The following is a 26,126-nucleotide window of genomic DNA, read 5'->3' as shown; positions in this document are numbered from 1 at the left end:
TGTATTTTGGCAAAGATTTTGACTTATAACTTTTCTTTAAGGTATTTGCCAGTAACCGATAATGGATTAGCTACTATATCTTCAGGGCTACCAAAAGCTACTAGATAACCGCCTTGTTTTCCACCTTCAGGGCCCAAGTCAATAATATGATCAGCACATTTAATTAAATCAATGTTGTGCTCAATAACTATAATAGAATGTCCCTTAGCAATAAGAGCTCTGAAGGACTTTAGTAACTTTTGTATATCATGAAAATGCAATCCTGTTGTCGGCTCATCAAAAATAAACAATGCACTATCGCTTTTACTGCCTTTACCTAAAAAGGTGGCAAGTTTTATACGTTGAGCTTCACCACCAGAAAGGGTAGAAGAGGACTGGCCTAAAGTTACATAACCTAAACCAACATCTTGAAGCGGTTGCAATTTGCTTTCAATTTTAGACTGTTTATGTGTTTTAAAGAACTCAATGGCATCATCAATCGTCATGTTTAATATATCGTCTATTGATTGGCCTTCAAAAGTTACTTCAAGTACTTCTTTTTTAAAGCGTTTACCACCACAAGTATCACAAGTAAGATGAACATCTGCCATAAACTGCATTTCTATGGTCACTTCACCCTCTCCTTTACATGTTTCACAACGTCCACCATCAACATTAAAACTAAAATGTTTGGCTTTGTAATTTCTGATTTTGCTCAATTTCTGCGACGCATAGAGCGCCCTAATATCATCATAAGCTTTAATGTAGGTTACAGGATTAGAGCGTGACGAACGGCCAATAGGGTTTTGATCTACAAATTCCACATGTTGCACATTGCTGAATTGACCTTTAATTTCTGTAAACTGACCGGCTTTATCACTAAAACCAGTGAGTTTTTTCTGAAGCGCAGGATATAATATTTTTTTTACCAATGTACTTTTTCCACTACCAGAGACACCAGTTACAACAGTTAGCATTTCTAGAGGGAAGGATACATCTATATTCTTTAGATTATTTTCTCTGGCACCAACAATATCGATATGATATTTGGATGTCTTACGTTTTTCAGGAACTTTAATTTTTAATTGTCCGTTGAGGTATTTAGCTGTTAATGTATTGGAAACCAAAATATCTTTATATGTTCCTGTAGCTACAACTTCACCACCAAAAGTTCCTGCTTCAGGCCCAATATCAATAATTTCATCAGCAGCTTTCATGATATCCTCATCATGTTCCACCACAATGACTGTATTGCCTAAGTCCCGTAGTGACTTTAAAACGTTTATTAAACGTTCCGTGTCCTTGGGGTGTAAGCCTATACTAGGCTCATCTAAAATGTACATAGAACCAACGAGACTACTTCCTAGGGAAGTTGCTAGGTTAATACGTTGGCTCTCACCACCAGACAGAGTGTTAGATCTTCGGTTTAGTGTTAAATAACTTAAACCCACATTTGTTAAAAATTCTAGGCGTGTGTTTATTTCAGTTAATAGACGCTTGGCAATTTTTTCACCGTATTCATTCAGTTTCAAATCTTTGAAAAACACTGTTAATTCATTAAGTGGTAGATCTACCAAATCTGTTATGGTGGCACCATTAATTTTTACATAACTCGCTTCTTCTCTTAAGCGTTTTCCTTTGCAGACATTGCATTTGGTCTTACCTCTATAGCGAGAGAGCATGACACGATTTTGAATTTTATAGGCTTTAGATTCTAATTCAGCAAAGAAACTGTCTAATCCTTCAAAATATTCGTTGCCTTTCCAAATCAAGGCTTTTTGGGTATCGGTTAATTCAAAATAAGGTTTGTGAATAGGAAAATCGAATTTATGGGAATTGTTAACCAATTGGTCCCTATACCAGCTCATACTTTCACCTCTCCAAGGGAAGATGGCGTTTTCATAGACCGAAAGTGCGGTATTTGGGATGACCAAATCTTCGTCTATTCCTATAACATCGCCATAACCTTCACATTTAGGACAAGCACCGTAAGGATTATTGAAGCTAAAGAGATGTACGTTAGGCTCTAGAAAGGTCATACCATCTAATTCAAACTTATTGTTAAAAACAGTTTGTTTGTTATCCGTTAATGACTCTATAATACAAGTACCAACACCTTCGAAAAAAGCAGTATCTATTGCATCAGCTAATCTGTTGAGAAAATCTTCGTCTTCTTTGTAAACAATTCTATCAACGACTAGATATAAATCTTTAACAGAAGTTATGCCTTGCTTTAAAGCGTCGTCTATTCTTAGAACGTCATCTTTATATTTTATTCTTGCATAACCTTGTTGCAGTAAAGTTTGAAGCTTGTTTTCAATGGTTCTACCTTCTTCCAAAATAATTGGGGAGAGCAACAGCAGTTTGGATCGCTCTTCAAACGTTTTAATAAAATCTATAACATCGGTTACTGTATGTTTTTTAACTTCATTTCCAGAAATAGGTGAATAGGTTTTACCAATTCTGGCGAAAAGTAACTTCAAATAATCATAAATTTCTGTTGTAGTTCCAACCGTTGAGCGTGGATTGGTTGAGTTTACCTTTTGCTCAATAGCAATGGCAGGTGCAATACCCTTTATATAATCGACCTTAGGTTTGTTTAAACGTCCTAAAAATTGACGCGCATAGCTGGATAAACTCTCTACATATCGTCTTTGACCTTCAGCATATAACGTATCAAATGCCAAACTAGATTTACCTGATCCAGATAATCCCGTAATAACTACCAATTTGTTTCTTGGTATAACAACATCAATATTTTTTAAGTTGTGCAGTTTTGCACCTTTTATGATGATATTTTCTTTAGGATTTACGTCTAAATCTGTTGTGTTCATAGAATTTTTGAGCATATGATTTTGCAAAGATACGTTATCTAATCAAGCTGTTAAAATGCCATAATGTTAGATAAAATGTTAAAATTTGGTACGAAATTTTGTTTTTTCGGAATGAATGTTGTTATATTTACCACGTAATCATTTAAAAAACACCTGCGTATAGCATAATATTACTTAAAAATTAACCCCTTGCTAAGAAGTTTGCTTCTAGCTATTAAGAGTAATATTATGAAAAGAGAACTTATCCAAGACGCAGAGTTGGTCAGCAACTATATTAACGGCGATGAAAGTGCATTATCAATATTGATAGAAAGGCACAAACAAAAAATTTACAGCTTTATTTATTCTAAAGTGTACGATAGGGATATTACTGAAGATATATTTCAGGATACCTTTATTAAGGTTATAAGAACCTTAAAACGTGGTAAATATAATGAGGAAGGTAAGTTTTTACCTTGGGTAATGCGTATTGCCCATAATTTGGTGATTGATTATTTTAGAAAGAATAGTCGTATGCCTAAATTTGATAACTCAGGTGACTTTAGCATTTTCTCAGTGCTAAGCGATTCTAGTCTCAATGCAGAAAAGAGTATGATTAAAGATCAGGTAGAATCTGATGTTAGACGGGTTATTGAAGAGTTGCCAGAAGATCAAAAACAAGTGCTTTTAATGCGTATGTACCAAGACATGAGTTTTAAGGAAATATCTGAGCGCACAGGAGTAAGTATTAATACAGCTCTTGGAAGAATGCGTTATGCATTGATTAATATGCGCAAAGTGATAGAACAGAATAATATAATTTTAACAAATTAATACAATAAAGTGTTTTAAGTTGCGTTTTAGCCATATAATAAACCTAAAATTGATAATATGGCAAACATTTACTCTAACGCTTCCCCAAAAAATAATAACCTAAAACCAAAAGATGAAACGATTAGTTTCCTTTTGAATTACTCTAAGGCTTTAAGTGTTATACATTATAATAAATTGAAGTTTGAAGCACTTCAGAATTAAGTTGGAAGAAAATCCTGATTGAAAAGTCAGGATTTTTTTATTTCAAAATAGATTACCTCTTCTTTTTGTAATATTCATCTAATATAGACTTTCTTCCAATAGTTTTCGTAATAACATCTTTATTTAAGTCCCAACCACGTGCTGGCGAATATTCCCTTCCATACCAGATAATTTGAAGGTGTAGGTCATTCCATAACTCTTTTGGAAATAAGCGTTTGGCATCTTTTTCGGTTTGAACAACATTTTTACCATTACTTAAATTCCAACGGTACATCAAACGATGAATATGCGTATCAACAGGAAATGCGGGTATGCCAAAAGCTTGTGACAAGACCACAGCGGCAGTTTTATGACCCACAGCGGGTAAGGCTTCTAGTTCTTCATATGTTTGTGGCACTTTACCATCATGTTTATCAATCAATATTTGAGACAGTCCATAAATGCCTTTACTTTTCATAGGTGAAAGTCCAACAGGTTTTATGATTTCCCTTATTTCTTCAATACTTAGCTTTACCATGTCATATGGATTATCGGCACGTTCAAATAAAAGTGGAGTTATTTGATTAACACGTACATCCGTACTTTGTGCAGACATTAACACAGCAATCAAAAGCGTGTATGGATCTTTATGTTCTAATGGTATTGGGATTTCAGGGTAAAGTTCGTTCAGTTTATTAATTACAAAATCTACTTTCTCTTTCTTAGTCATTTATGATTGAATTTATGAACAAATTTAAAGAAATGGTTAAAAAATATAGATTGATTAGGAAGCCATAAAAGAAATATATTATGTAAAGCTTATCAGTTAATCCTACTTATATCGCTCTTTAACAAGTAATTAAGTGTAAATTTTGATGGTTTTTATAAAATCTTAAACTTTATTCTTTATAAGTCAAATTTTAAATAACTCATGTGAAACTAGCCTACATAGCAAATAAAATAAATGGTACCTCAGGTCTGCAAAGGATGATTACTTTACAGATTAATTACTTCATTGTAAATTATAATTATGAGATTGACTTACTTCTTCTAGAGCAAGATGAAAGTGAAGAAAAAAACTTTTTTGAGCTTGATAAAGAGGTAGGCTTACATTACCTAAAACACTATAAAAATCATTTTATACGAGTTTATTCAAAAGTTAAAGGCCTTAACAGGACTCTAGAAATAGTTAAGCCTGATATTGTTATAGTATGTGAAAGTGATATTTTCAGTCTGTATTTACCAAGATTTGTTAGCCGAAAATTCAAGATGGTTTACCAACGACACGATACTAAACAACTAAATTTAAAAAGTATTAATAGTTCAGTAAAAGCAATATTTTTAAATAAGCTCAAAAAGCTATTGCTTACTAATGCAGGGGGTGGGTATGATAAGTTTGTATTGCTATCGGATGCACATAGATTAGACTGGAAAAATTTAAATAGTATTGAAATAATAAGCAATCCTATTATAATTGATACTAAGGGAGTAACAGCAAAATTGGAACAAAAACAAGTATTGGCTGTAGGAAGACACGATTATGTCAAGGGGTTCGATATGCTATTGTATTGTTGGCAAAAAGTAACAGAAAAATATCCTGACTGGAAACTTAAGATTGTTGGAAAAAGAAATTCTAATATTGATCTCATATCTTTAGCAAAAAATCTAAATATTTATGATAAGGTTATTTTTAAAGGCGAAACAAAAGACATTTCAAAAGTCTATTTAGAGTCTTCAATATATGCATGCAGCTCAAGATTGGAAGGTTTTCCATTAGTGATAATAGAGGCAATGTCTTTTGGTCTCCCAGTCGTATCTTTTGACTGTAAATACGGCCCAAGGGAAATAGTTAAGGACTCGGTAGACGGTATTCTTGTACCTCAAAATAATATAGGTCTATTGGCAGATTCGTTATGTCGGTTGATTAATAATGTTGAGATACGTAAACAAATGGGTAAAAAAGCAAGTGAAAATATAAAACACTATTCTGTAGATAAAATTATGAATCAGTGGAAAACATTATTTGAAGGACTTATACAAAATAGTAATGCGGTTTAACGTATTTATAACAAATTGTACCTTTCCTTGCTTTGTCATTCCTTGTATTTTTACAAAAAACAAAATTAAGCAATTATGACACATTTAAAAGTTGGTGATAAAGCACCAGAGTTTTCGGCGAAAGATCAAGATGGTAATACGATTTCGCTGTCTGATTATAAAGGGAAAAAATTAGTGGTTTTTTTCTATCCAAAGGCGAGTACACCTGGTTGTACGGCCGAAGCTTGTAATCTAAACGATAATTATGATAGATTTAAGGCACTAGGATATGAAATTTTAGGTGTTAGTGCAGACAGTGCCAAACGTCAATCAAATTTTAAAAATAAATATGGATTTCAATATCCATTGTTAGCCGATGAAGATAAATCTGTTATTGAGGCTTTTGGTGTTTGGGGGCCAAAAAAGTTTATGGGAAAGGAATATGATGGTATCCATAGAACAACTTTTGTTATTGATGAAAATGGAACTTTGGAAGATGTTATTACTAAAGTGAAAACCAAGGAACATACAGCCCAAATATTAAGTGAATAATTATTTATTGTAATTATAGATAATAAAAAAAGCGACCATTTTAAGGTCGCTTTTTTATTTCTTAAGCCTTTAAAATTTATTTATGCATAACTTCTTCCGCTTCATAACCAAATAGGCTCTTTTCTTTTATGAGTTTTGCAACTCCTTCCGGTAGCATTTCTTCCCAGTCGCTGTCCCCATTAGCAATCATTTTAAGGACGGTTCTAGAAAACACTGATAAGTTAGAAGAATCATAATCTGTGATATCAACCACTTTTCCATTGTACTTAAAGAACTTGTAGAGCTCTTTCATACGAGGGTGAACTTTGAGATTTTCACTATTTGTAATACTACCATCTTTATTTTCCATAGGGTAGAGATAGACACGTAAGTCTTTATAGAATAACTTACCAAAAGCTTCTAGTATACCGCCACTCAGATGGCGATAGTATTTTTCATCAAAAATGTCAACCAGATTACTAACACCCATTGTAAGCCCCATTCTATTTCTGGTATACTGAGAGAAGTATTCTACAAGTTTATAATACTCTTGAAAATTAGATATCAAAACCGTTTGCCCTAATGAACACAACAGTCTTGCACGATCCATAAAGTCTTGTTCATCAATTTCACCTTCTGCTCTCAAGTTAGAAAGTGTTATTTCAAAAATAACCTGAGTATTGTTTTTATCTACCTTGTTCTCCTTAATAAACATTTCATATGATTTCTCATACATATCCATGTTTACTTTGGTTACAGGTCTAAAACTTCCTCTAAGTGCTAATATATTTTTCTTATACAGGACCCTGGCAGGCAGTACGTTATTGCCATCTGGTGAGAACATTACCGCATCTGTCATACCATTTTTAACCAATTGTAAACTCATTAATCGGTTATCTATATCTTTAAATACAGGTCCAGAAAAATTAATGGTGTCAATTTCTAATTGATCTTTTTCTAAATGGTCATAAAGGTAGCGTAAAAGTTTTCTCGGTTGATTGTATTTGTAAAAAGCTCCATAGATTAGATTGGTACCTAACTTTCCGAGGGTTTCTTGCTGTAATCTAGCATCATTTTCCTTGAATCGAATGTGAAGTACAATCTCATTGTAATCTGCGCCAGGTTTTACCTGAAATTTGATACCTACCCAACCATGACCTTTGTATTTTTTTGCAAAATCGATAGTAGCTACCGTATTGGCGTATGAAAAGAAAATTTTATGTGGATTGTCATCCCTAGGAATACGCTGCTCCATCAGATTGACTTCATGATTTAGCATTTTACGAAGTCTTGCTTCGGTCACATAACGTTTATCATCTTCTATACCATAAATGGCATCGCTAAAATGCTTGTCATACGCAGACATTGCTTTTGCAATAGTACCGGAAGCGCCACCAGCCCTAAAAAAATGACGCACAGTTTCTTGGCCTGCACCAATCTCTGCAAATGTGCCGTAGATATCTCTATTGAGGTTAATACGTAGGGCCTTGTCTTTTAATGAAGGAATATTTTCAATTTCAAAGTCGCCCTTATACGTTATTTCTTCCATGGCTATGGGGATTACATCGTTTTCGCAAAGGTATTAATTTAGTGTTGCAAACAAAAAAATAACCTTATTTTTGTCTTAAACTTAACACCTCTTGAAAATTACATTTTTAGGCACTGGAACTTCACAAGGCATACCGATTATTGGTAGTACTCACCCAGTTTGTTTAAGTACTGATCCTAAAGATAAGCGTTTACGTGTTTCCGTTTTAATTGAATGGAATGATTTTACTTATGTGATAGATTGTGGTCCGGATTTTAGACAACAAATGCTAAATGCAAAAGTCTCTAAAATTGACGGTATCGTTTTTACTCATGAGCATGCAGATCATACCATGGGATTAGACGATATTAGACCATTTTTCTTTAGGCAAGGCGATATTGATTTGTATGCACATAAGCGGGTTTTTAAAGCCTTAAAGAAACGGTTCGACTATATTTTTACATCCAAGAATAAATATCCTGGTGTTCCAAGTGTGGTAACCCATAAGATAAAAAACAAACCCTTCCGACTTGGTGATTTAGATGTGATACCTATAGATGGTTTACATTACAAACTTCAGGTATTTGGGTTCCGCTTTAAAGATTTTGCGTATTTAACGGATATGAAAACCATTGAAGATGAAGAAATTAAAAAGTTGGACAATCTTGAAGTTTTGGTCGTTAATGCCTTACGGGAAGAACCACACATGTCACATTTTAACTTAGAAGAGGCTTTAGCTTTTATTGAAAACGTAAAACCCAAACGCGCCTATTTAACCCATATAAGTCATCATTTAGGATTTCATGAGGAGGTACAACAAAAACTTCCTAAAAACGTTTTTTTAGCATACGATAACTTACAAATCAACATTTAAAGGATATGAAGAACAGAATTTTTATGTACTTGTTTATTTTTTCGGCGTTACTGTTAATTTTTCAATATGTCAACTCCAAAAACATACTTGATAAATACGAAAAGGACATTAAAGAATATAAGAATACTGTTGTGGAGCAGCAGAAGACGATAACACAGTTAGAGGACGAAAATTTTGAGCTCAATTACTTCAATATCGATAGAAATGATAATGCCCTAGATTATTTTATTGCGCAAGGGTATGATGTTGATGAATTGATTACAGCCATTACCGAAGGGCTTTATGATACAAATCATTATGAAGGGGAGGACCATCCAATTGTACCTTTTGTTTCTATGACTGGCTCAAAATTACTAATTAATAAAATTAGAATAGTCAACCATAAGTGGATTCTGGCCAATTTTACGGATGGCGAATATTGGGGTGAAATCTTTGTCAAATACGACATTGATGAAAACAATGATTTAAAGTATAAATTGGTCGAATACTTTATGTATCCGAAAATAGGTTAGACGTAATCCTTTAACCAATCTCTAAAATCATAAAAATTCTGGGGAGCAACTCCATGCCCTACAGGATATTCTTTATAGGTGTAGTTCATTCCTAGCGCCTTTAAAACTTCAGGTGTTTTTCTTGCCCATTCTACAGGAATCACCTGGTCGGCATAACCATGTGAGCAGAATACATTTAAATGCGATACACGCTTTTTTTCAATGTGTTCAGGAAGTATAGCCTCATTAAGATAACCACTAAGCGCGATAACGTTCTTTAGCTTTTGAGGGTAATTCATTGCCACAGCCAAACTTAAAATTGTACCTTGACTAAACCCAAGAAGGGTCACATTGTCCTTATTGACAGCATAGGTTTGGCACGCGTAATCAATGAAGTCGGAAATTAGTTCAACGGATTGTTTAGCTTGGATATTATCACTCCATTTGCCTTTTTCAGCATCGAAATTTATAGCGTACCAAGCATTTCCGTAGGGTTGCATAGCATAAGGTGCCCTAAGAGATATTATAAAAAGCTCTTCTGGTAATTCCGGAGCAAACGAAAATAAATCATTTTCATCACTACCATAGCCATGGCACATGATAAGTAATGGTGCATTTTCCTTTAAGCTACTTGGTTTTTTAATGTAATATAAGCTTGTATTCATTTGTTATTCTAAATTTCTAAACCAATCCTGAAAATATTTACCCAGAAAAGGAAGTAATTTATATTCTCCTTTGATTGCAAAAACCAAACAGTATATCCAAGAAAAAAAAGTTACAAACCATAACGCGGTGCCAAACCATGAGTTAACATATTTTTCGCATAAATTGGAAAAGGCGACCATGATTATTAAACCTATCATTTGTCTGGCATGGAAGAATATGTAAGGATTTCTTTTTTCTAAATTTAATGAAATGGCAATTAGTAAACCTAGTGGTGTAATATAGGCAATGGTGGCCAAAGTTTTGCCGTCTTTGATATCTTGATTTTCCATTATTTAATAACGACTTTGTTGTTAGCAACAACTCCGTATACCTTACCTTTTAGATCCAAGCCTAAGTAGGCGCTATTCTTAGATTTAGACGTGATATCAGTTTTGTTGAACTGGTATTTCCCTTCAGGGTTAAATAGACTTAAATTAGCCGTTTCACCAACATTAATTGTCGTCTCTTTAATACCAAATCTCGATTTTCCTTGGGTTAATAAACTAACCGCTTTTTTAGTTGTAAACACAGTTTGTAGAGCACCGAAGGCAGCTTCTAAACCAATAGTACCGTATTTGGCATGATCAAATTCTATCTTTTTATCTTCAATGTCAATAGGATTATGGTCTGTGGTTACCATATCTATGGTACCATCTTTTAAACCTTCGATTAAGGCATCACAATCATGTTGTGTTCTGAGTGGTGGCAAAACCTTGTATCTCGTATCAAAACTATTGAGTTGATCATCAGTTAATACGAGATTATGTATGGCCACACTAGAGGTAATGTCCAGTTTTTTAGCTTTAGCCTCTCTAATGAGTTCAACAGATTTGGCGGTAGAAATGGTGGGTATATGAAGTTTACCTTCTGTATATTCCAATAAAAATAAATCTCTGGCAATTTGTAATTCTTCAGCTAGGGTAGGATTTCCCTTTAAACCGAGTCTGGTACTATTTACATGCTCATTTACAACACCTAGGCCAGAAATTTTTGATTCTTGCGGAAAGGAAAATATTAAACCATTAAAATTACTAGCGTATTGTAATGCTATTTTTAGTAGGTTGGGATTTGAAATGGGTTTTTGATAATCATAAAAGGCAACAGCACCTGCATTTCTCATATCATACAGTTCTGCTAAATCCTTACTGTTACTAGATTTTGTTAAGGCTCCAATAGGATATAGGCTTGTAGCTTTGTTTTGTGCTTTGGCTTTTACAAAGGTGATGTCCGCATAACTGTCTATTACAGGATTGGTATTTGCATTAAGCGCGACTGCCGTAAAACCTGATTCTGCAGCGGTTTTTAATCCGTTGTCTATAGTTTCGCGTTCTTCGTAACCAGGTTCGCCAAAAGAAACACTACTATCAAACCAACCTTGGGAAACGTGTAGGTTGTCTAATTTTATTTCTTTGTAATTATCAGGATTCGGAATACGTTTAGAAATCTTGGAAATGCGACCTTTTTCAATTAAAATATCTACCGTCTCGTTGTGAAAATCACTTTTAGAATCAACGATGGTAGCAGATTTTATGAGTGCGTTCATTTAAGATATTTTAGAAGAAGTATTTCTATTATTAAAAACACCAGTGCAAAAATAACAAACCATTTCCATAGTGCATTAATTGTTGTACTACTTTTTATGTCATTTATGGTTAGGGTTAAGCTATCACTTGATTTATAGTTTGCATTGTTCGCAATATCAAAATACATCAAATTACTCTCGTCTCTATCGTAGTTGAAACTTAACCTCTGGAGGACCTCAGCCTTATTTTTTACTTCTAAAATACCAGCCCTTTCTGGATATTCTTCCGTTTCTAAAATTACCGATTTACTATAGGTTTTTTGTAATGGGATCACCGAGGTTTCATCAGATGCTAAGGTGAGTATGTCATCTTGCCTTAATGTAACATCTATAGCTATGGAATTAGGGTGCCCTATAGTGTAAAAAAGCTGTGGTAATTTAAGGCTTTGCTTTCCAATATTATAAAACACAGGAACTATTAGCGGCGAATTTTTAAAGTTGGAATTATTACTATTCAAAGCAGAGGAAAAGGCATAAACATTACTATTGCCAATTAAAAATGCACTACCATCGTCGTAAGATAAAACTGCATTATTATTAGAGTTTAAAGTGTAACTCGATTCAACTTTTGGATATTGAAAATTACTCACTTTAGAGTAAAAGGCATTTTTTAAAAGTGGATGATTATAATTAATGCTTGTAATTCGTTTTTGCCGATCATTCAATTCAACAAATGGAACAAAATTTAAATCATTAAATGTTTGATTATATGTATTTAATGAAACTTTACCTGAAGGTATAATTAAAATGCTGCCACCATCCTTTTTAAAGGTGGTAAGGGCTACTTTTAAGGCGGATGAAATGGACTCTAATTCATTTAGGACAATCAAATTCTGATCGGGAATAAGATTAAAATTCAAGTCACTTATTTTATAGGATTTATAGTCAAATTCATCTTCGGTATAAATGCGTTCTAAGAAGTTATTGTCAACGTCTTCATTAATTGCCAATACTTTAATTTTTGATTTTGTGTTGATATTGAAATAAAAGCTATTGTCATATTGCAAACCACTATCCTCAATTATTAACTTTCCATTGATAGTTAGTGTACTGGGTATAGTAAACGTAGCTTCGGCACTGTCTTTAATACTTACTGCATTTTTTGCCAGGAGAGCATCCTTATCAAATAGGGATACTGTAATACTTTCTAAAGGCTCGCCTTGCATTGATAATTTTACATTCAAGTCTATGGTTTCTGCATTATAATTGGCAATATACACGCTGTCTATACTTACATTAGACACTACTGTAGATTTTGGTTGAACCAAATGAAGTTGTATCGTACTATCTGGTTCAAAGTGTAATGAAGTTTCTTTTTGTTGAAAATCAGAAACCAATATTAGATTTTTTGTAACGGCCTTGTCCTTGGAAAACAATTGTTCACCCTTTATAAAAAGGGCGTCATAACTTAATTGGGTAGGAGAGTGCCCTAATTGGATCAGGTCGTTCTTTAAGGCCTTAACAGTTGTGTTTCTAAAAGTTTGTGTATTTGTGAAAAGACTTAATGGTTCGTCTTCAGGAAAGGTCTGAATGATATTTTGTACCGCTTCATTTAGTAGGCTGCCATTTTTACCTGTAGCTTCCATGCTAAAGGAATTGTCTAAATAAATGACCGTTTCCTGTGCTTCATTAAAGTCCTCGGTAGTTGGGATAAAAGGTTGTGCAAAGGCTATTACGGCACAAGCTAGTAAAAGCATTCTTGTGAACAGTGTGAGCCATTTTTTTAATTGAGAACTCTTTCGTGTTTGTAATTGGACCGTTTTTAAGAACTTAACATTGGTGAATTGCACCTTTTGAAAACGACGTAACTGAAAGAGGTGTATAAGAATAGGAACAACTAGTAAAAAAAGCGCATAAAGTAATTCGGGATGTTTAAACTGCATTCCTGTTTTGAAGATGTTTATTTAGCCAAATATAGAAAATGATAAAGGATAAGCGCCATGCGCTTTTGAGAATTTTAACAGAAAAAGAAATAATCTTCCATTGGTTGCATTTCTTGTTGGTTAAGGTAGGCATTTATCTGGTTCTGCTCCTTCCTATTGGCTACTGTTATAATGCATTGGGGATGCTCAAGTTCGGCTAAATGGTTGAATTTTAATAGGGTTTTTTTGTAAATATCCTTACCAATTTTCTTTTTGTTGTTACATAGCCAGGTAAACGGAATCTCTTTTTTTAGCAATAATCGGGCTACTTTTTTTCCTTTTTTACCTGCTCCCCAAAGGACTAAGGGTCGTTTAGGATTATAATCCAATTTTATAAAATAATGCACCTTAATGTCTAAGAAGTAATTGGCAGCATAGTGCTTGTGGGTTCTCGAGGTTCTGTTGCTATAATCACGCCAATTTAGCAAAATGTCTTCGCAAGGGATACATCGATAGCGAGCTTCATAAAATCTAAAGGCCAAGTCATAATCTTCAGGATATCGGTTGGGTTCAAAACCTTGGCAAGCTTCAAAGTCATCACGATGTAACATCCAGCAAGGTGAGGGGATTACACATTCCTTATAAATTTCCGAATAATTAGTACCGGTTTTTGTAAGTTCGTTCAGCCATGTTTCATAACGTGCATAGCCATTGCTCAAACCATCTTCCCTAAAATACTTGACTTGTCCTAAAGCCAAATGCCTTCTTCCGTATGTTTCTAATTTATGGACCATAATCTCCAACCGATTTGGAGTCATTAAATCGTCGCTATCCATTCTGGTAATGTAAAAGCCATTGCAGTTTTCAAAGGCGGTTTGCAAGGCTAAGATAATGCCTTCACCCTTATTTTTATAGATTTGAATTCGAGGGTCTTTTTCAGAAAATGTTTTTACAATTTCATCGGATGAATCATTCGAATGGTCATCTACAAAAATGGCTTCCCAATGAGGGTAGGTTTGATGGATAATTGAGGTGATACATTCAGAAATGAAGGCGTCTGTATTTTTAAAAGGAATTAAAATGCTTACCAAAGGCTGCGACATAGCACGAATTTAACAAAACCTTTAGACTTAAAGTGGTAACAGATTGTAGTTTTGTGCGTCTTGTAAAAAAAAATAACACAAATGAAGAACTATTTAGCCATTTTGGGCTTGAGCGTAATTTTGGTTGGTTGCGGTGCATCCAAGCCAAAAGTAGATGATTTAGCCGTTAACAATCCTATTGAAACAGCTTTAGATTTAACTGCAGTTGTAGATGACAAAGTACCGGTAACAATTAATCCTGGTCGTTTTACGACAGAATCCGTAACCTATAGATTACCAAGAGTTGTGCAAGGCACCTACTCTGTGAGTGATTTTGGTAAATATGTAGATGATATGAAAGCGTTGGATTATGAGGGTAATGAATTGGAAGTATCTAAAGTAGACACCAATACATGGACCATTTCAGATGCGACTAAATTAGACAAGTTAACTTATTATGTTAACGATACGTTCGACATAGAGTCTACAGGTGGTATAGGTGGTGAAAATCCCTTCTCACCAGCGGGCACGAATATCGAAGACGATAATTATGTGCTAAACCTACATGGATTTATTGGCTATTTCGATTCTTTAAAAAACAACCAATATGCCTTGGACGTTACTGCTCCAGCAACCTTCGTAAGAACTTCTGCTTTAGAGGATAGAGGTATGAAATCGAGTCCGGACGGTAAATCCATTACCAGCAGCTATTTTGCCCAGCGTTATTTTGAAATTACCGACAACCCAATGATGTACGGTAAGTTAGATGTTGAAGAGTTTATGGTTGGAGATATTAAAATTGTGTTGAGTGTCTTCTCACCAAATAAAGTGCATACGGCAGCTAGCCAAAAGGAAACAGTTTATAAAATGATGCAGGCACAAAAGAAATATCTAGGTGATATAAACAGTACTGCACGTTACGATATTTATTTATACTTATCCGATGGATCTGAAACAGCACCAAAAGGGATGGGAGCCTTAGAGCACCACACCTCAACTGTCGTGGTGTTACCAGAGTCTTCCAGTAAAGAAGGGTTAGCTGCTTCTATAGTAGATGTAGTAGCACATGAGTTCTTTCATATCGTAACACCTTTATCGGTGCATTCTGAAGATGTACATTACTTTGATTACAACCAACCAACATTCTCAAAGCACTTATGGATGTACGAAGGTGTGACGGAGTATTTCGCACAGCACTTTCAGGTCTATGAAGGTTTAATAGAGCCTGCTGATTTTTACAGTACCATCACTTCAAAAATCAATACGTCTAGAAATTTAGATGATGCCATGAGTTTTACTATTATGAGTGAAAACGTACTGGAAGAGCCTTATGCTTCTAACTACTATAATGTTTATATGAAAGGTGCGCTCATCGGAATGTGTATAGATATTTTAATGCGTAAGGAAAGTGATGGTAACAGAAGTATGCTGTCCTTAATGAAAGAATTATCGGCTAAATATGGTAAGGACAAGCCATTTGAGGATGATAAGATCATTGCCGAAATTACAGAAATGACTTACCCAAGTGTTGGTGAATTCCTAAAAACCCATGTGGAAGGTGATGTGCCAATTAACTATAACAAATTCTTTGAAATGGTTGGTTTAACTATGGGTGAAACTGAAGTACCAACAAACTATATCTTTGCTGGAGGACAAAACATCATTTTTGATGGAGATCAGGAGAAAGGTATTATTTTCTTCTCGCCAATGGTATCTAAGAATTCATTCTGGGCATCAGAAGGTGTGCAACCAGGTGATATTATTAGAAAAGTAAACGGAGCAGACTTAACTTTAGCCAATGCACAACAAGTGATTGGTGGTATGTTTGGATGGCAAGAGGGTATGGAATACAGCTTGGATTTAGAGCGTAACGGCGAAGCCATCACTTTAAAAGGAACTTTAGGTAAAGCTACAGCGATTAGTGAATCTTTAGTTGAAGATGAAAATGCAACTGAAGAGCAAAAAGCTTTAAGAGCGGCTTGGTTAAAAGGCTAATAATTTACTGATTAGGCAGAAAACTGCATAACAAAATAAAAGGCTTCCAAATTGGAAGCCTTTTCTATTAAATCAGTTTCTATAAAGAATAAACTTGGTGCTAATATTTGGCTGACTTTCCATTTGAGGATGAATTCTTTATAAATTCACGCAAATCATCGTTGGCCTGTATCAAATCCTCATTTCGCAGGTACATCATGTGGCCACTTCTGTAGCCTTTAAAAGAAAAACGATCTTTCAACTTGCCGCTCGGATCCATTTGCCATTGCGAATATTTGGCGGCAAAATAGGTGGTCGCACCATCGTAATAACCCGATTGTGTCATGACTTTTAAGTAAGGGTTTTGAGCCATTGCCTGTCTCAAATTATCTCGTGTGTTGTCATTAGATCTGTCCCAATCACCAACATTGCCAAAGACATTGTATTTAACGTCTGTTTTAAAGCCTAGTTCGTTTTGGATGTAATAGTTAATGGCTGGGGTAAAGGAATGGAGCCAAGACGTTAATTCTGCACTATAATCGGGTTCTGAGCCGGTTTCCACACGGTCAATACCAATATATCGCGAATCTAATCGGCCTATGGTTTCACCTGTTTTATCCCGCAACAGTTCTTTCCAGAAGAAGCGATTTGGTACGTCTAAATTCATTTGTAGGATGACTTTTTCAGACAACCCTGAATAGTAGCTCATCTGTTTGGCAATAGCCGCTCTTTCGGAATCTAATATAAAACCTCCTTTAGCAATAGCTGGCATTAGTTTGTTGATGGCAAAGTCTTCGGCCTCAGGTAAAATATCCAACAGGTCTTTTGATTGTAATTCTGGTGATAAGGCTTTATGGTACCAGGCTGCTGCAGTATAATAGGGTAAATTGAGACTAGATGCCAAAGGACCTCCGACGCGCAACACCTTATAATCAGCAGGTGAAACCAAAATAACACCATTTAAATACATCCATTGGCTGTTCTGCAGTTCTAGGGATAAACCCATAACTCGTGTGCCACCATAACTTTCGCCAATAATATATTTTGGCGATTCCCAACGGTTATGTCGCGTGGTAAAGGTATTCATCCAACTCGCTAAATATTTTATATCGGCATTGATGCCAAAAAAGAGCTTATCATCGGGCATCTTCCCATCCTTATCCGCTACTTTACGGGAATACCCTGTATTCACAGGGTTGATATATACGATATCCGCTACATCTAAAATAGAATTCGGATTGTCTTTGATACCATAGGGCTGAATCGGATAACCTTCATCATCAATTTTTAGAATTTTTGGACCAGTATAGGCAATATGCATCCAAACGGAAGCCGAACCAGGACCACCATTAAAGGAATAAATAATAGGGCGTTTGTTACCTTTAGCATCGTTAGTGCGTTTGTAGTAAGTGTAGTACAACGAGGCTATCATTGTGCCACTATAGTCCCAAACCGGCTGAAAACCAGTTTCTGCTTGGTAATTAACCTGTTGCCCTTTGATAGTCACGGAATTGGTAGTGACGTAAGTCGTATCGACAGGGATTTTTAAATCTTGTGCAGTACCTAGGCTAAAACAGACTAAGCATAGAACTAATAACTTTAATTTCATGAGGATTGGTTTTATTGGTTCTAAAGATAACCAATCCAACTTAAAACCCTTCAAACACTCCCAAGCCAAATAATGCAAAATCATACTTTACCGGGTCGTCTGGGTCTAATTTGCGGAGGTTCTTATCCAGTTCGGCTAAGGCTTTAGCATCATTCTGTTTGCGCTTTAATAAGCCTAATTGTCGTGCCACGTTCCCAGAATGTACGTCCAACGGACAGCTGAGCTGCGCAGGAGAGAGGCTGTCCCAAATCCCAAAATCGACGCCAGCATTGTCCTTGCGTACCATCCAACGCAGATACATATTAATGCGTTTGGCTGCCGAGTTTTTTAAGGGATCGCTCACATGCTTTTTGGTGCGCTCTAGGTGTGGAATTTCAAAAAATAGTTTTTTAAACTGGTGGATGCTTTGTTGTAAAGAATTAGACTTAGCATGTTTTGCAAATACAGCTTCTAAATCATGATGAACTTTGTAGATATGCTGTAAGCTTTTGATAAACTGTATAAAATCATCACCATTAAAGGTGCGATGCACAAAGGATTGCAAAGCCTTTAAATCAGCGTCTTGATGTTGCGTCACAAACTCATAAGGTGCATGGTCTAACAGTTCCATCATTTTATTGGCATTGTTTATAATGCTCTTGCGGTTTCCCCAAGCAATGGTAGAGGTTAAAAACCCAGCAATCTCAATATCCTCTTTTTTAGAAAACTGATGCGGTACTTGTATAGGGTCGCTTTCAATAAATTTTGGGTTATTGTAGAGGTGGACTTTCTCGTCTAAAAAGGGTTTAAGTTCTGTACGTTTGAGTTTCAAAAAGCTATAATTTAGACTGCAAAAATAAGCCTTTGTAAAAAATACGTAATGTTACGTATTGACATAGTGGTTTAAAAATCCGAACTTCGCTTATCGGTGGATATAAATTATTAAAACGAATTCATATCCTTAACGTTGTCCGCAATAACCTCAACATCGCACCTCAACCCAAACTCGCGTTGCTCGTGGTTTCGGTGCTTGTTTCGGAATACGCGTCACCAAACTCATTGCATTCCGTTTGAGCTGTGACGGCTAATTGCGGACAACGGCTCGCGGCTATCAAAAATAAAACCTTGCACCTGCGTTGCAGGCGACTTAAAATTTTATATATGGATTGTAATTTATTAAACAGCATCGGATTAATTCTTGATATAATTGGAGTTATAATGTTGTTTAAGTATGGGCTTCCTACGGATGTTTCTAAAGATGGAACTGTTGGATTAGCACTAGAAGAAACTAATTATGACGATATCAGAAAATGGAAAAAATATAATTTTTGGTCACGCTTTGCACTTGGGTTATTGGTTTTAGGTTTTTTGCTTCAAATAATATCTAATCAAAATTATCTTTGTACCATAACAAGCAAGTAACAAAGCCCAACACAATACCACCTATTAAAAATATAATTGCTTCCATTATTATTTATTTATCATTAATATTCATTTTTAATTCAATCTTTGTTTCTAACCGATAAAAAAGCTGGTTTGCGGTTAAAATTACTGCGGACAACAATGGCTATAAATTATTGCGACGCAATAGGTTTTCTTTTTGATTGTTGCTCTTTGGACTACTCTTGCGTTTGTAAGCAAGCTTACACGCAACCGTCCACCGCAACAATTCATAGCCGCGAGCCGATAAGCGTCACCTAAAAATAGTCCTCAAACTTTTCAAAACACTTTAGGTAAAACAATTCAAGTAATTAATTACATTTGCACTCGCAAAATTAACTCGACATGAAAGCTGGAATTGTAGGATTACCAAACGTAGGGAAATCAACCTTATTTAACTGTTTATCTAATGCCAAAGCGCAAAGTGCCAACTTTCCGTTTTGTACCATAGAACCCAATATTGGTGTGGTTAATGTGCCCGACCCAAGATTGGCCAAACTAGAGGAATTGGTAAAACCAGAGCGTGTGGTACCAGCCACTGTTGAGATTGTGGATATCGCGGGTTTGGTAAAGGGTGCGAGTAAAGGAGAAGGTTTGGGGAACCAATTCTTGGCCAACATCAGAGAAACCGACGCCATTCTGCACGTGTTGCGTTGTTTTGACAACGATAATATTGTCCATGTGGATGGTTCTGTAAATCCGATTAGGGATAAGGAAACCATTGACATAGAACTTCAGCTTAAAGATTTAGAAACGACTGAAAAGAAGCTGGATAAGGTAAAGCGTGCGGCAAAAACAGGTAATAAGGAAGCCCAAGCAGAAGAAGCTGTGCTTTTAAAAATAAAGGATGGTTTAGAGTCTGGTGTGTCCGTAAGAGCTTTGGAGTTTTCTGAAGAGGATTATACCGATTATGTAAAACCATTGCAATTTATTACGGATAAGCCTGTGATGTATGTCTGCAACGTGGATGAAGCTGCTGCCAATACAGGTAATGCCTATGTAGAGCAGGTGAGGGAAGCCGTAAAGGATGAGCATGCAGAAGTGTTGGTGTTAGCTGTGGGTACAGAAGCCGATATCAACGAATTGGAAGACTACGAAGAACGCCAAATGTTCTTAGAGGATATTGGTCTAGATGAGCCAGGTTCTGCAAAATTAATTAGAGCTGCCTATAAACTGTTAAAACAACAAACCTATTTTACCGCTGGTGTTAAGGAAGTAAGGGCTTGGACGGTAACTATTGGTGCAACGGCGCCTCAAGCTGCTGGAGTCATTCATACCGATTTTGAAAAAGGTTTTATTAGAGCGGAGGTTATCGCTTATAACGACTATGTCAATTACGGTAGTGAAGCTAAAGTTAAGGAAGCTGGTAAAATGCGTGTGGAAGGTAAAAATTACATCGTTAAGGATGGTGATGTGATGCACTTCTTGTTCAACGTATAGAATAGTGTTTTTAAAAAACTCCCATCACTGAATTTTAAGCCATAAATTTGTCTAAGGTTCTCAACAATAATCACGTTTTATTGTTAATTACTTTACCAAAACCCTGTTTCATTTTTTAAGGTATAGTCTTATATTAGCGTTCTATCATTAATTTGGTCCTAAGGTCTATGGCAGAACAATCTAACTATACTGAAGAAAATATTCGCTCACTTGATTGGAAGGAACACATCAGGATGCGTCCTGGTATGTATATCGGAAAATTAGGAGACGGATCCTCTCCAGATGATGGTATTTACATTCTACTTAAAGAAGTACTCGATAACTCTATTGATGAGTTTGTCATGGGTGCTGGTAAAACCATAGAAATTTCTATACAGGGCGAGCGCGTTATTGTGCGCGATTATGGTCGTGGTATCCCCTTAGGAAAAGTCGTAGATGTGGTGTCTAAGATGAATACAGGTGGTAAGTACGATACCAAAGCCTTTAAAAAGTCTGTAGGATTAAATGGTGTAGGTACCAAAGCAGTAAATGCCTTATCTACTTATTTTAGGGTAGAATCCACCAGAGATGGAAAATCTGCCTCGGCGGAGTTTGAATTAGGGGAGTTGAAGGATGAGGAATTTTTAGAAGATACCTCACGCCGAAAAGGAACTAAGGTCACTTTTGTGCCTGATGACAGTATTTTTAAGAACTACAAATTTAGAAATGAGTATGTCATAAAAATGCTAAAGAACTATGTGTACCTGAATCCTGGGTTGACCATAGTGTTTAATGGCGAAAAGTACTATAGTGAAAATGGATTAAAAGACTTGCTTTCTGAAAACATCAATGAAAGTGACAGGTTGTATCCTATTATTCACTTGAGAGGTGATGATATTGAAGTAGCTATAACACACAGTAAAACGCAGTATAGCGAAGAATATCACTCGTTTGTAAACGGACAGAATACTACGCAAGGAGGTACCCATTTAGCAGCGTTTAGGGAAGGGATTGTAAAAACAATCCGTGAATTTTATGGTAAAAATTATGATGCTTCCGACGTTAGAAAATCCGTTGTTGCGGCTATTGCTATAAAAGTGATGGAACCTGTATTTGAAAGTCAGACCAAAACCAAATTAGGGTCTACCGATATGGGAGGGGATTTGCCAACGGTTAGAACCTATATCAATGACTTTGTAAAAACACAACTTGATAATTATCTGCATAAAAATCCTGATACTGCAGAAAAGATTCAGCGTAAGATTCTTCAAGCCGAACGTGAACGTAAGGAATTATCGGGTATTAGAAAATTAGCGAAAGAGCGTGCCAAAAAGGCGAGTTTGCATAATAAGAAATTACGCGACTGTCGTATTCATTTTGGAGATACCAAAAAAGACGGGTATTTAGATACGACTTTGTTTATCACTGAGGGTGATTCGGCATCCGGAAGTATTACAAAGTCAAGGGATGTTAATACTCAAGCAGTATTTAGCTTAAAAGGAAAGCCTTTGAATTCTTATGGTCTAAGCAAGAAGATTGTGTATGAAAATGAAGAATTCAACCTTTTACAAGCTGCCTTAAATATTGAGGAATCCATTGAAGATCTACGATATAACAATATTGTCATTGCTACGGATGCGGATGTGGATGGTATGCACATTAGATTGTTGCTCATAACGTTTTTCCTGCAATTTTTTCCAGAAGTGATTAAGGAAGGGCATTTATATATCTTGCAGACTCCGTTGTTTAGGGTTCGTAATAAAAAAGAAACCATTTATTGTTACTCGGAGGAAGAACGCAAAAACGCCATTGAAAAATTAAAACCAAAACCAGAAATTACACGATTCAAGGGGTTGGGTGAAATCTCACCAGACGAGTTTAAGCATTTTATTGGTGACGATATGCGTTTAGATCCTGTAATGCTGGATAAGGATATGTCCATTGAGGAATTATTGTCTTTTTACATGGGGAAAAATACACCTTCACGTCAAGAATTTATTATCGAAAATCTAAAAGTAGAACTTGATATTGTTGAGGAAAACGTATGAGAACGGACAATAGAAAAGTAAAGAACACCGTTGTTTCTATCTACTTTATACTAATTATCTTTGGTATATTACTGGCAACAGTATTTAATTCACTTGAATTTTTTGTAGATAGTACGTTTTTCGTTTTTCTAGGGTTATTTATTGTTTTGGTATTGTTTCATTCGATAGCTGGCTATTTTGAATATGATAGTGATGGTGCCAAAATCATAATTTTAAATAAGGGACTAATATTAACGGAGTATATCAATTATCGTGAAAATAAAATAGAGATTGCAAGATCGGAACTCGTAGGTTTTAAAATCAATGATTATATTATTTACAAGTCCTTGGTGATTCTTTACAAGACTTATGATGGACGAAAAGCAAAGGAACGCTTTAACGTGACACTTTTAAAACCAAAAAAGTTAAAGTACGTAAAGCAATCATTAAGTAAAACAGTAAAAGCAAATAGAAAGCTTAAACAAGGATAAATGGCAGAAGAACAACAAGACGATTTGTTAAATGATGAGAATGGTAATCAGGAAACGATTACCAAAGTCACCGGAATGTACAAAGATTGGTTTCTGGACTACGCCTCATATGTTATTTTAGAGCGTGCTGTCCCAGCCATAGAGGATGGCTTTAAACCTGTACAACGTCGTATCATGCATTCTATGAAAGATCTGGATGATGGACGTTATAATAAAGTGGCCAATATTGTAGGTCATACCATGCAATACCATCCGCATGGTGATGCGAGTATTGCAGATGCCATGGTGCAAATCGGTCAAAAGGATTTGTTAATAGACACTCAAGGAAACTGGGGAAATATATTAACAGGGGATAGCGCTGCAGCTTCGCGTTACATTGAAGCACGTTTATCAAAATTTGCTTTGGATGTTGTTTACAATCCAAAAATTACCGAATGGCAAGCCTCTTATGATGGCAGACGTAAAGAACCTATCAACCTACCTGTGATGTTTCCATTATTGTTAGCACAGGGAGGTGAAGGTATCGCCGTAGGCTTATCAACTAAGATATTACCTCATAACTTTATAGAGCTTATTGACGCTTCCGTAAAGCATTTAAAAGGTAAGCGTTTCACCATCTATCCAGATTTTCCAACGGCTGGTATTGCAGACATTAGCAATTATAATGATGGTATGCGCGGAGGCAAAGTAAGGGTCCGTGCCAGAATATCCCAATTGGACAAAAACACATTGGTCATAACTGAAATCCCTTTTGGTACAACTACCTCTAGCGTGATTGATTCTGTATTAAAAGCAAACGATAAGGGTAAGATAAAAATTAAACGTATTGAGGATAATACGGCAGCTGAAGTTGAAATTTTAATTCATTTACCTTCTGGATTATCACCAGATAAAACGATTGACGCACTATATGCCTTTACAGCTTGTGAAACTTCCATTTCGCCCTTAGGTTGCGTTATTGAGGATAATAAGCCTTTGTTTGTAGGGGTTACCGAAATGTTGAGGCGTTCTACGGATAATACGGTACAGCTTCTAAAGCAAGAATTGGAGATTAAACTAGGTGAATTTGAAGAACAGTGGCATTTTGCATCATTAGAGCGCATTTTTATTGAAAATAGAATTTATCGTGATATTGAGGAAGAAGAAACCTGGGAAGGTGTTATACAAGCCATTGATAAAGGCCTTCAGCCTCATATCAAACATCTAAAGCGTGCCATTACCGAAGAGGATATTGTTCGATTGACTGAAATTAGAATCAAGCGTATTTCGAAGTTCGATATTGATAAAGCACAACAGAAAATAGATGCTCTTGAAGATCAAATTGCAGAAGTAAAACACCACTTATCAAATCTTATTGACTATGCGATAGCCTATTTCGAAAGGCTTAAAAAGGATTATGGAGAAGGAAAAGAGCGCAAAACCGAACTTCGTGTATTTGAGGATGTCGATGCAACCAAAGTTGTTATAAGAAATACTAAGCTCTATGTCAATAGGGAAGAAGGCTTTGTAGGAACTTCACTTAAACGTGATGAGTATGTTTGTGATTGTAGTGATATAGATGATATCATTGTTTTTACCCAAGAGGGTAAAATGATGGTGACCAAAGTAGATTCAAAAACCTTTGTTGGTAAAAATATCATACATGTTGCTGTATTTAAGAAAAAGGACAAGCGTACCATTTACAATATGATATATAGAGATGGCAAGAAAGGACCTTCTTACGTTAAGCGATTCGCGGTTACAAGTATTACCAGAGATAGGGAATACGATTTGACCAATGGTAACAAAGGCTCTGTGGTATGGTATTTTTCTGCAAATCCTAATGGTGAGGCTGAGGTCGTCACCGTCATGCTAAGACAAGTTGGTAGTATCAAGAAATTAAAGTGGGATTTAGACTTTGCTGAGATTTTAATTAAAGGACGTTCGTCTAAAGGAAATCTCGTAACAAAATATGCCGTTAAACGTATAGAGCTTAAAGAGAAAGGTGTTTCTACTTTAAAGCCACGAAAAATTTGGTTTGATGATACCGTACAGCGCCTAAATGTTGATGAAAGAGGAGAGCTTATCGGTGAGTTCAGGGGTGAAGACCGGTTGTTAGTGATTACACAATCAGGAATTGCTAAGACGATTACTCCTGAATTAACGACACATTTTGATAGCGATATGATTGTACTGGAGAAGTGGATGCCTAAAAAACCTATATCTGCTATCTATTTTGATGGTGAAAAAGAGCGGTATTATGTTAAGCGTTTCTTGATAGAGCAAGAAGGAAAGGAAGAATCGTTTATATCCAATCATCCAAACTCACAATTAGAGATTGTGTCGACCGATTGGAGACCTATGGCTGAAGTTGAATTTACCAAAGAGCGTGGTAAGGATCGTAAACCTAATATGGAAGTTGATCTTGAACAATTTATTGCAGTAAAAGGGATTAATGCTCTAGGTAACCAATTAACTAGAGAAAAAATAAACCAGATTAATTTATTAGACCCATTGCCATTTGAAGCTCCTGAGGAAGTTCATGCTGATGACTTAGAGGTGGTGGATGAAGAGCAAGTATCTGTTGATGCGAAGGTTGATGAAAACAAGGATAAATCAAAAGACGCAAATGGTAATCCCTCAAATAAAACCGAAGACGATAAGGATTTAGATATTGATGATAAGGGTCAGGTTACACTTTTTTAAAATC

22 protein-coding genes are annotated in these 26,126 nt (G+C 35.7%); 12 read left to right on the top strand and 10 right to left on the bottom strand.

Annotated features, from left to right (window positions below):
- Window positions 1-23: 23 nt before the first annotated feature.
- A complete protein-coding gene (gene uvrA, locus ACFQ1K_RS03720) occupies window positions 24-2,813 on the bottom strand; it encodes an excinuclease ABC subunit UvrA (protein ID WP_320555065.1) in 2,790 nt (929 codons plus the stop codon).
- Window positions 2,814-3,041: 228 nt separating this feature from the next.
- On the opposite strand from uvrA, the gene ACFQ1K_RS03715 reads away from it, so the two are divergent.
- Together ACFQ1K_RS03715 and ACFQ1K_RS03710 are read left to right on the top strand one after the other, a co-directional pair.
- Window positions 3,042-3,626: an RNA polymerase sigma factor gene (locus tag ACFQ1K_RS03715; RefSeq protein ID WP_320555064.1), complete on the top strand. Its 585-nt coding sequence runs from the start codon at window positions 3,042-3,044 to the stop codon at window positions 3,624-3,626.
- 57 nt (window positions 3,627-3,683) lie between these two features.
- Window positions 3,684-3,827: a hypothetical protein gene (locus ACFQ1K_RS03710; RefSeq protein ID WP_320555063.1), complete on the top strand. Its 144-nt coding sequence runs from the start codon at window positions 3,684-3,686 to the stop codon at window positions 3,825-3,827.
- A gap of 52 nt (window positions 3,828-3,879) precedes the next feature.
- On the opposite strand, the gene ACFQ1K_RS03705 is transcribed toward ACFQ1K_RS03710, so the two are convergent.
- Window positions 3,880-4,536: an endonuclease III domain-containing protein gene (locus tag ACFQ1K_RS03705; RefSeq protein ID WP_320555062.1), complete on the bottom strand. Its 657-nt coding sequence runs from the start codon at window positions 4,534-4,536 to the stop codon at window positions 3,880-3,882.
- A gap of 203 nt (window positions 4,537-4,739) precedes the next feature.
- Between ACFQ1K_RS03705 and ACFQ1K_RS03700 the strand changes: the two genes are divergently transcribed.
- Both ACFQ1K_RS03700 and bcp read left to right on the top strand, forming a co-directional pair.
- Window positions 4,740-5,864, top strand: coding sequence for a glycosyltransferase (locus ACFQ1K_RS03700; protein ID WP_320555061.1), 1,125 nt, complete (start codon window positions 4,740-4,742; stop codon window positions 5,862-5,864).
- Between the two features lie 75 nt (window positions 5,865-5,939).
- On the top strand, window positions 5,940-6,395 hold the full coding sequence (gene bcp / locus ACFQ1K_RS03695) for a thioredoxin-dependent thiol peroxidase (RefSeq protein ID WP_320555060.1): 456 nt from the start codon (window positions 5,940-5,942) through the stop codon (window positions 6,393-6,395).
- Between the two features lie 76 nt (window positions 6,396-6,471).
- Here the strand turns inward: bcp and ACFQ1K_RS03690 are convergent, their stop codons facing one another.
- Window positions 6,472-7,923: a TonB-dependent receptor gene (locus ACFQ1K_RS03690; RefSeq protein WP_320555059.1), complete on the bottom strand. Its 1,452-nt coding sequence runs from the start codon at window positions 7,921-7,923 to the stop codon at window positions 6,472-6,474.
- Between the two features lie 91 nt (window positions 7,924-8,014).
- On the opposite strand from ACFQ1K_RS03690, the gene ACFQ1K_RS03685 reads away from it, so the two are divergent.
- On the top strand, window positions 8,015-8,776 hold the full coding sequence (locus ACFQ1K_RS03685; RefSeq protein ID WP_320555058.1) for an MBL fold metallo-hydrolase: 762 nt from the start codon (window positions 8,015-8,017) through the stop codon (window positions 8,774-8,776).
- A 5-nt stretch (window positions 8,777-8,781) separates the two neighbouring features.
- On the top strand, window positions 8,782-9,288 hold the full coding sequence (locus ACFQ1K_RS03680; protein ID WP_320555057.1) for a hydrolase: 507 nt from the start codon (window positions 8,782-8,784) through the stop codon (window positions 9,286-9,288).
- On the opposite strand, the gene ACFQ1K_RS03675 is transcribed toward ACFQ1K_RS03680, so the two are convergent.
- The 5 genes from ACFQ1K_RS03675 to ACFQ1K_RS03655 all read right to left on the bottom strand — a co-directional run bounded on the left by ACFQ1K_RS03675 (window position 9,285) and on the right by ACFQ1K_RS03655 (window position 14,519).
- A complete protein-coding gene (locus ACFQ1K_RS03675) occupies window positions 9,285-9,932 on the bottom strand; it encodes an alpha/beta hydrolase (RefSeq protein WP_320555056.1) in 648 nt (215 codons plus the stop codon). The two genes, ACFQ1K_RS03680 and ACFQ1K_RS03675, sit on opposite strands and share 4 nt — an antisense overlap.
- Before the next feature lie 3 nt (window positions 9,933-9,935).
- Window positions 9,936-10,262, bottom strand: a complete 327-nt coding sequence (locus ACFQ1K_RS03670) for a hypothetical protein (RefSeq protein ID WP_320555055.1) — start codon at window positions 10,260-10,262, stop codon at window positions 9,936-9,938.
- Window positions 10,262-11,515 (bottom strand): dihydroorotase, encoded by a 1,254-nt coding sequence (locus tag ACFQ1K_RS03665; RefSeq protein ID WP_320555054.1) that lies wholly within the window; start codon window positions 11,513-11,515, stop codon window positions 10,262-10,264. The genes ACFQ1K_RS03670 and ACFQ1K_RS03665 overlap by 1 nt, the downstream gene beginning before the upstream one ends.
- Window positions 11,512-13,437, bottom strand: coding sequence for a BatA domain-containing protein (locus ACFQ1K_RS03660; RefSeq protein WP_320555053.1), 1,926 nt, complete (start codon window positions 13,435-13,437; stop codon window positions 11,512-11,514). Before ACFQ1K_RS03660 ends, ACFQ1K_RS03665 begins: the two co-directional genes overlap by 4 nt.
- A 74-nt stretch (window positions 13,438-13,511) precedes the next feature.
- Window positions 13,512-14,519: a glycosyltransferase family 2 protein gene (locus tag ACFQ1K_RS03655; RefSeq protein ID WP_320555052.1), complete on the bottom strand. Its 1,008-nt coding sequence runs from the start codon at window positions 14,517-14,519 to the stop codon at window positions 13,512-13,514.
- Window positions 14,520-14,600: 81 nt separating this feature from the next.
- Between ACFQ1K_RS03655 and ACFQ1K_RS03650 the strand changes: the two genes are divergently transcribed.
- Window positions 14,601-16,493, top strand: a complete 1,893-nt coding sequence (locus tag ACFQ1K_RS03650; RefSeq protein ID WP_320555051.1) for a M61 family metallopeptidase — start codon at window positions 14,601-14,603, stop codon at window positions 16,491-16,493.
- A 100-nt stretch (window positions 16,494-16,593) separates the two neighbouring features.
- Here ACFQ1K_RS03650 and ACFQ1K_RS03645 read toward each other — a convergent pair whose 3' ends face one another.
- Window positions 16,594-18,081, bottom strand: a complete 1,488-nt coding sequence (locus ACFQ1K_RS03645; protein ID WP_320555050.1) for a S10 family peptidase — start codon at window positions 18,079-18,081, stop codon at window positions 16,594-16,596.
- A gap of 40 nt (window positions 18,082-18,121) precedes the next feature.
- Complete coding sequence (locus tag ACFQ1K_RS03640; RefSeq protein WP_320555049.1) at window positions 18,122-18,892, bottom strand: TIGR02757 family protein; 771 nt, start codon at window positions 18,890-18,892, stop codon at window positions 18,122-18,124.
- A gap of 329 nt (window positions 18,893-19,221) precedes the next feature.
- Here ACFQ1K_RS03640 and ACFQ1K_RS03635 point away from each other — a divergent pair, with 329 nt between their 5' ends.
- The 5 genes from ACFQ1K_RS03635 (at window position 19,222) to ACFQ1K_RS03615 (ending at window position 26,122) form a co-directional block, all read left to right on the top strand.
- On the top strand, window positions 19,222-19,482 hold the full coding sequence (locus ACFQ1K_RS03635) for a hypothetical protein (protein WP_320555048.1): 261 nt from the start codon (window positions 19,222-19,224) through the stop codon (window positions 19,480-19,482).
- A gap of 363 nt (window positions 19,483-19,845) precedes the next feature.
- Complete coding sequence (gene ychF / locus ACFQ1K_RS03630; protein WP_320555047.1) at window positions 19,846-20,940, top strand: redox-regulated ATPase YchF; 1,095 nt, start codon at window positions 19,846-19,848, stop codon at window positions 20,938-20,940.
- 167 nt (window positions 20,941-21,107) lie between these two features.
- Complete coding sequence (locus tag ACFQ1K_RS03625; protein ID WP_320555046.1) at window positions 21,108-22,967, top strand: DNA topoisomerase IV subunit B; 1,860 nt, start codon at window positions 21,108-21,110, stop codon at window positions 22,965-22,967.
- Window positions 22,964-23,437 (top strand): hypothetical protein, encoded by a 474-nt coding sequence (locus ACFQ1K_RS03620; protein WP_320555045.1) that lies wholly within the window; start codon window positions 22,964-22,966, stop codon window positions 23,435-23,437. The genes ACFQ1K_RS03625 and ACFQ1K_RS03620 overlap by 4 nt, the downstream gene beginning before the upstream one ends.
- On the top strand, window positions 23,438-26,122 hold the full coding sequence (locus ACFQ1K_RS03615) for a DNA gyrase/topoisomerase IV subunit A (RefSeq protein ID WP_320555044.1): 2,685 nt from the start codon (window positions 23,438-23,440) through the stop codon (window positions 26,120-26,122).
- Window positions 26,123-26,126 lie beyond the last annotated feature (4 nt).

It is taken from the genome of Winogradskyella aquimaris (genome assembly GCF_042676105.1).
GTDB lineage: Bacteria > Bacteroidota > Bacteroidia > Flavobacteriales > Flavobacteriaceae > Winogradskyella > Winogradskyella aquimaris.
Note: the sequence above shows the minus strand (reverse complement) of the source record. Positions and strands in the feature narration are given on the sequence as shown.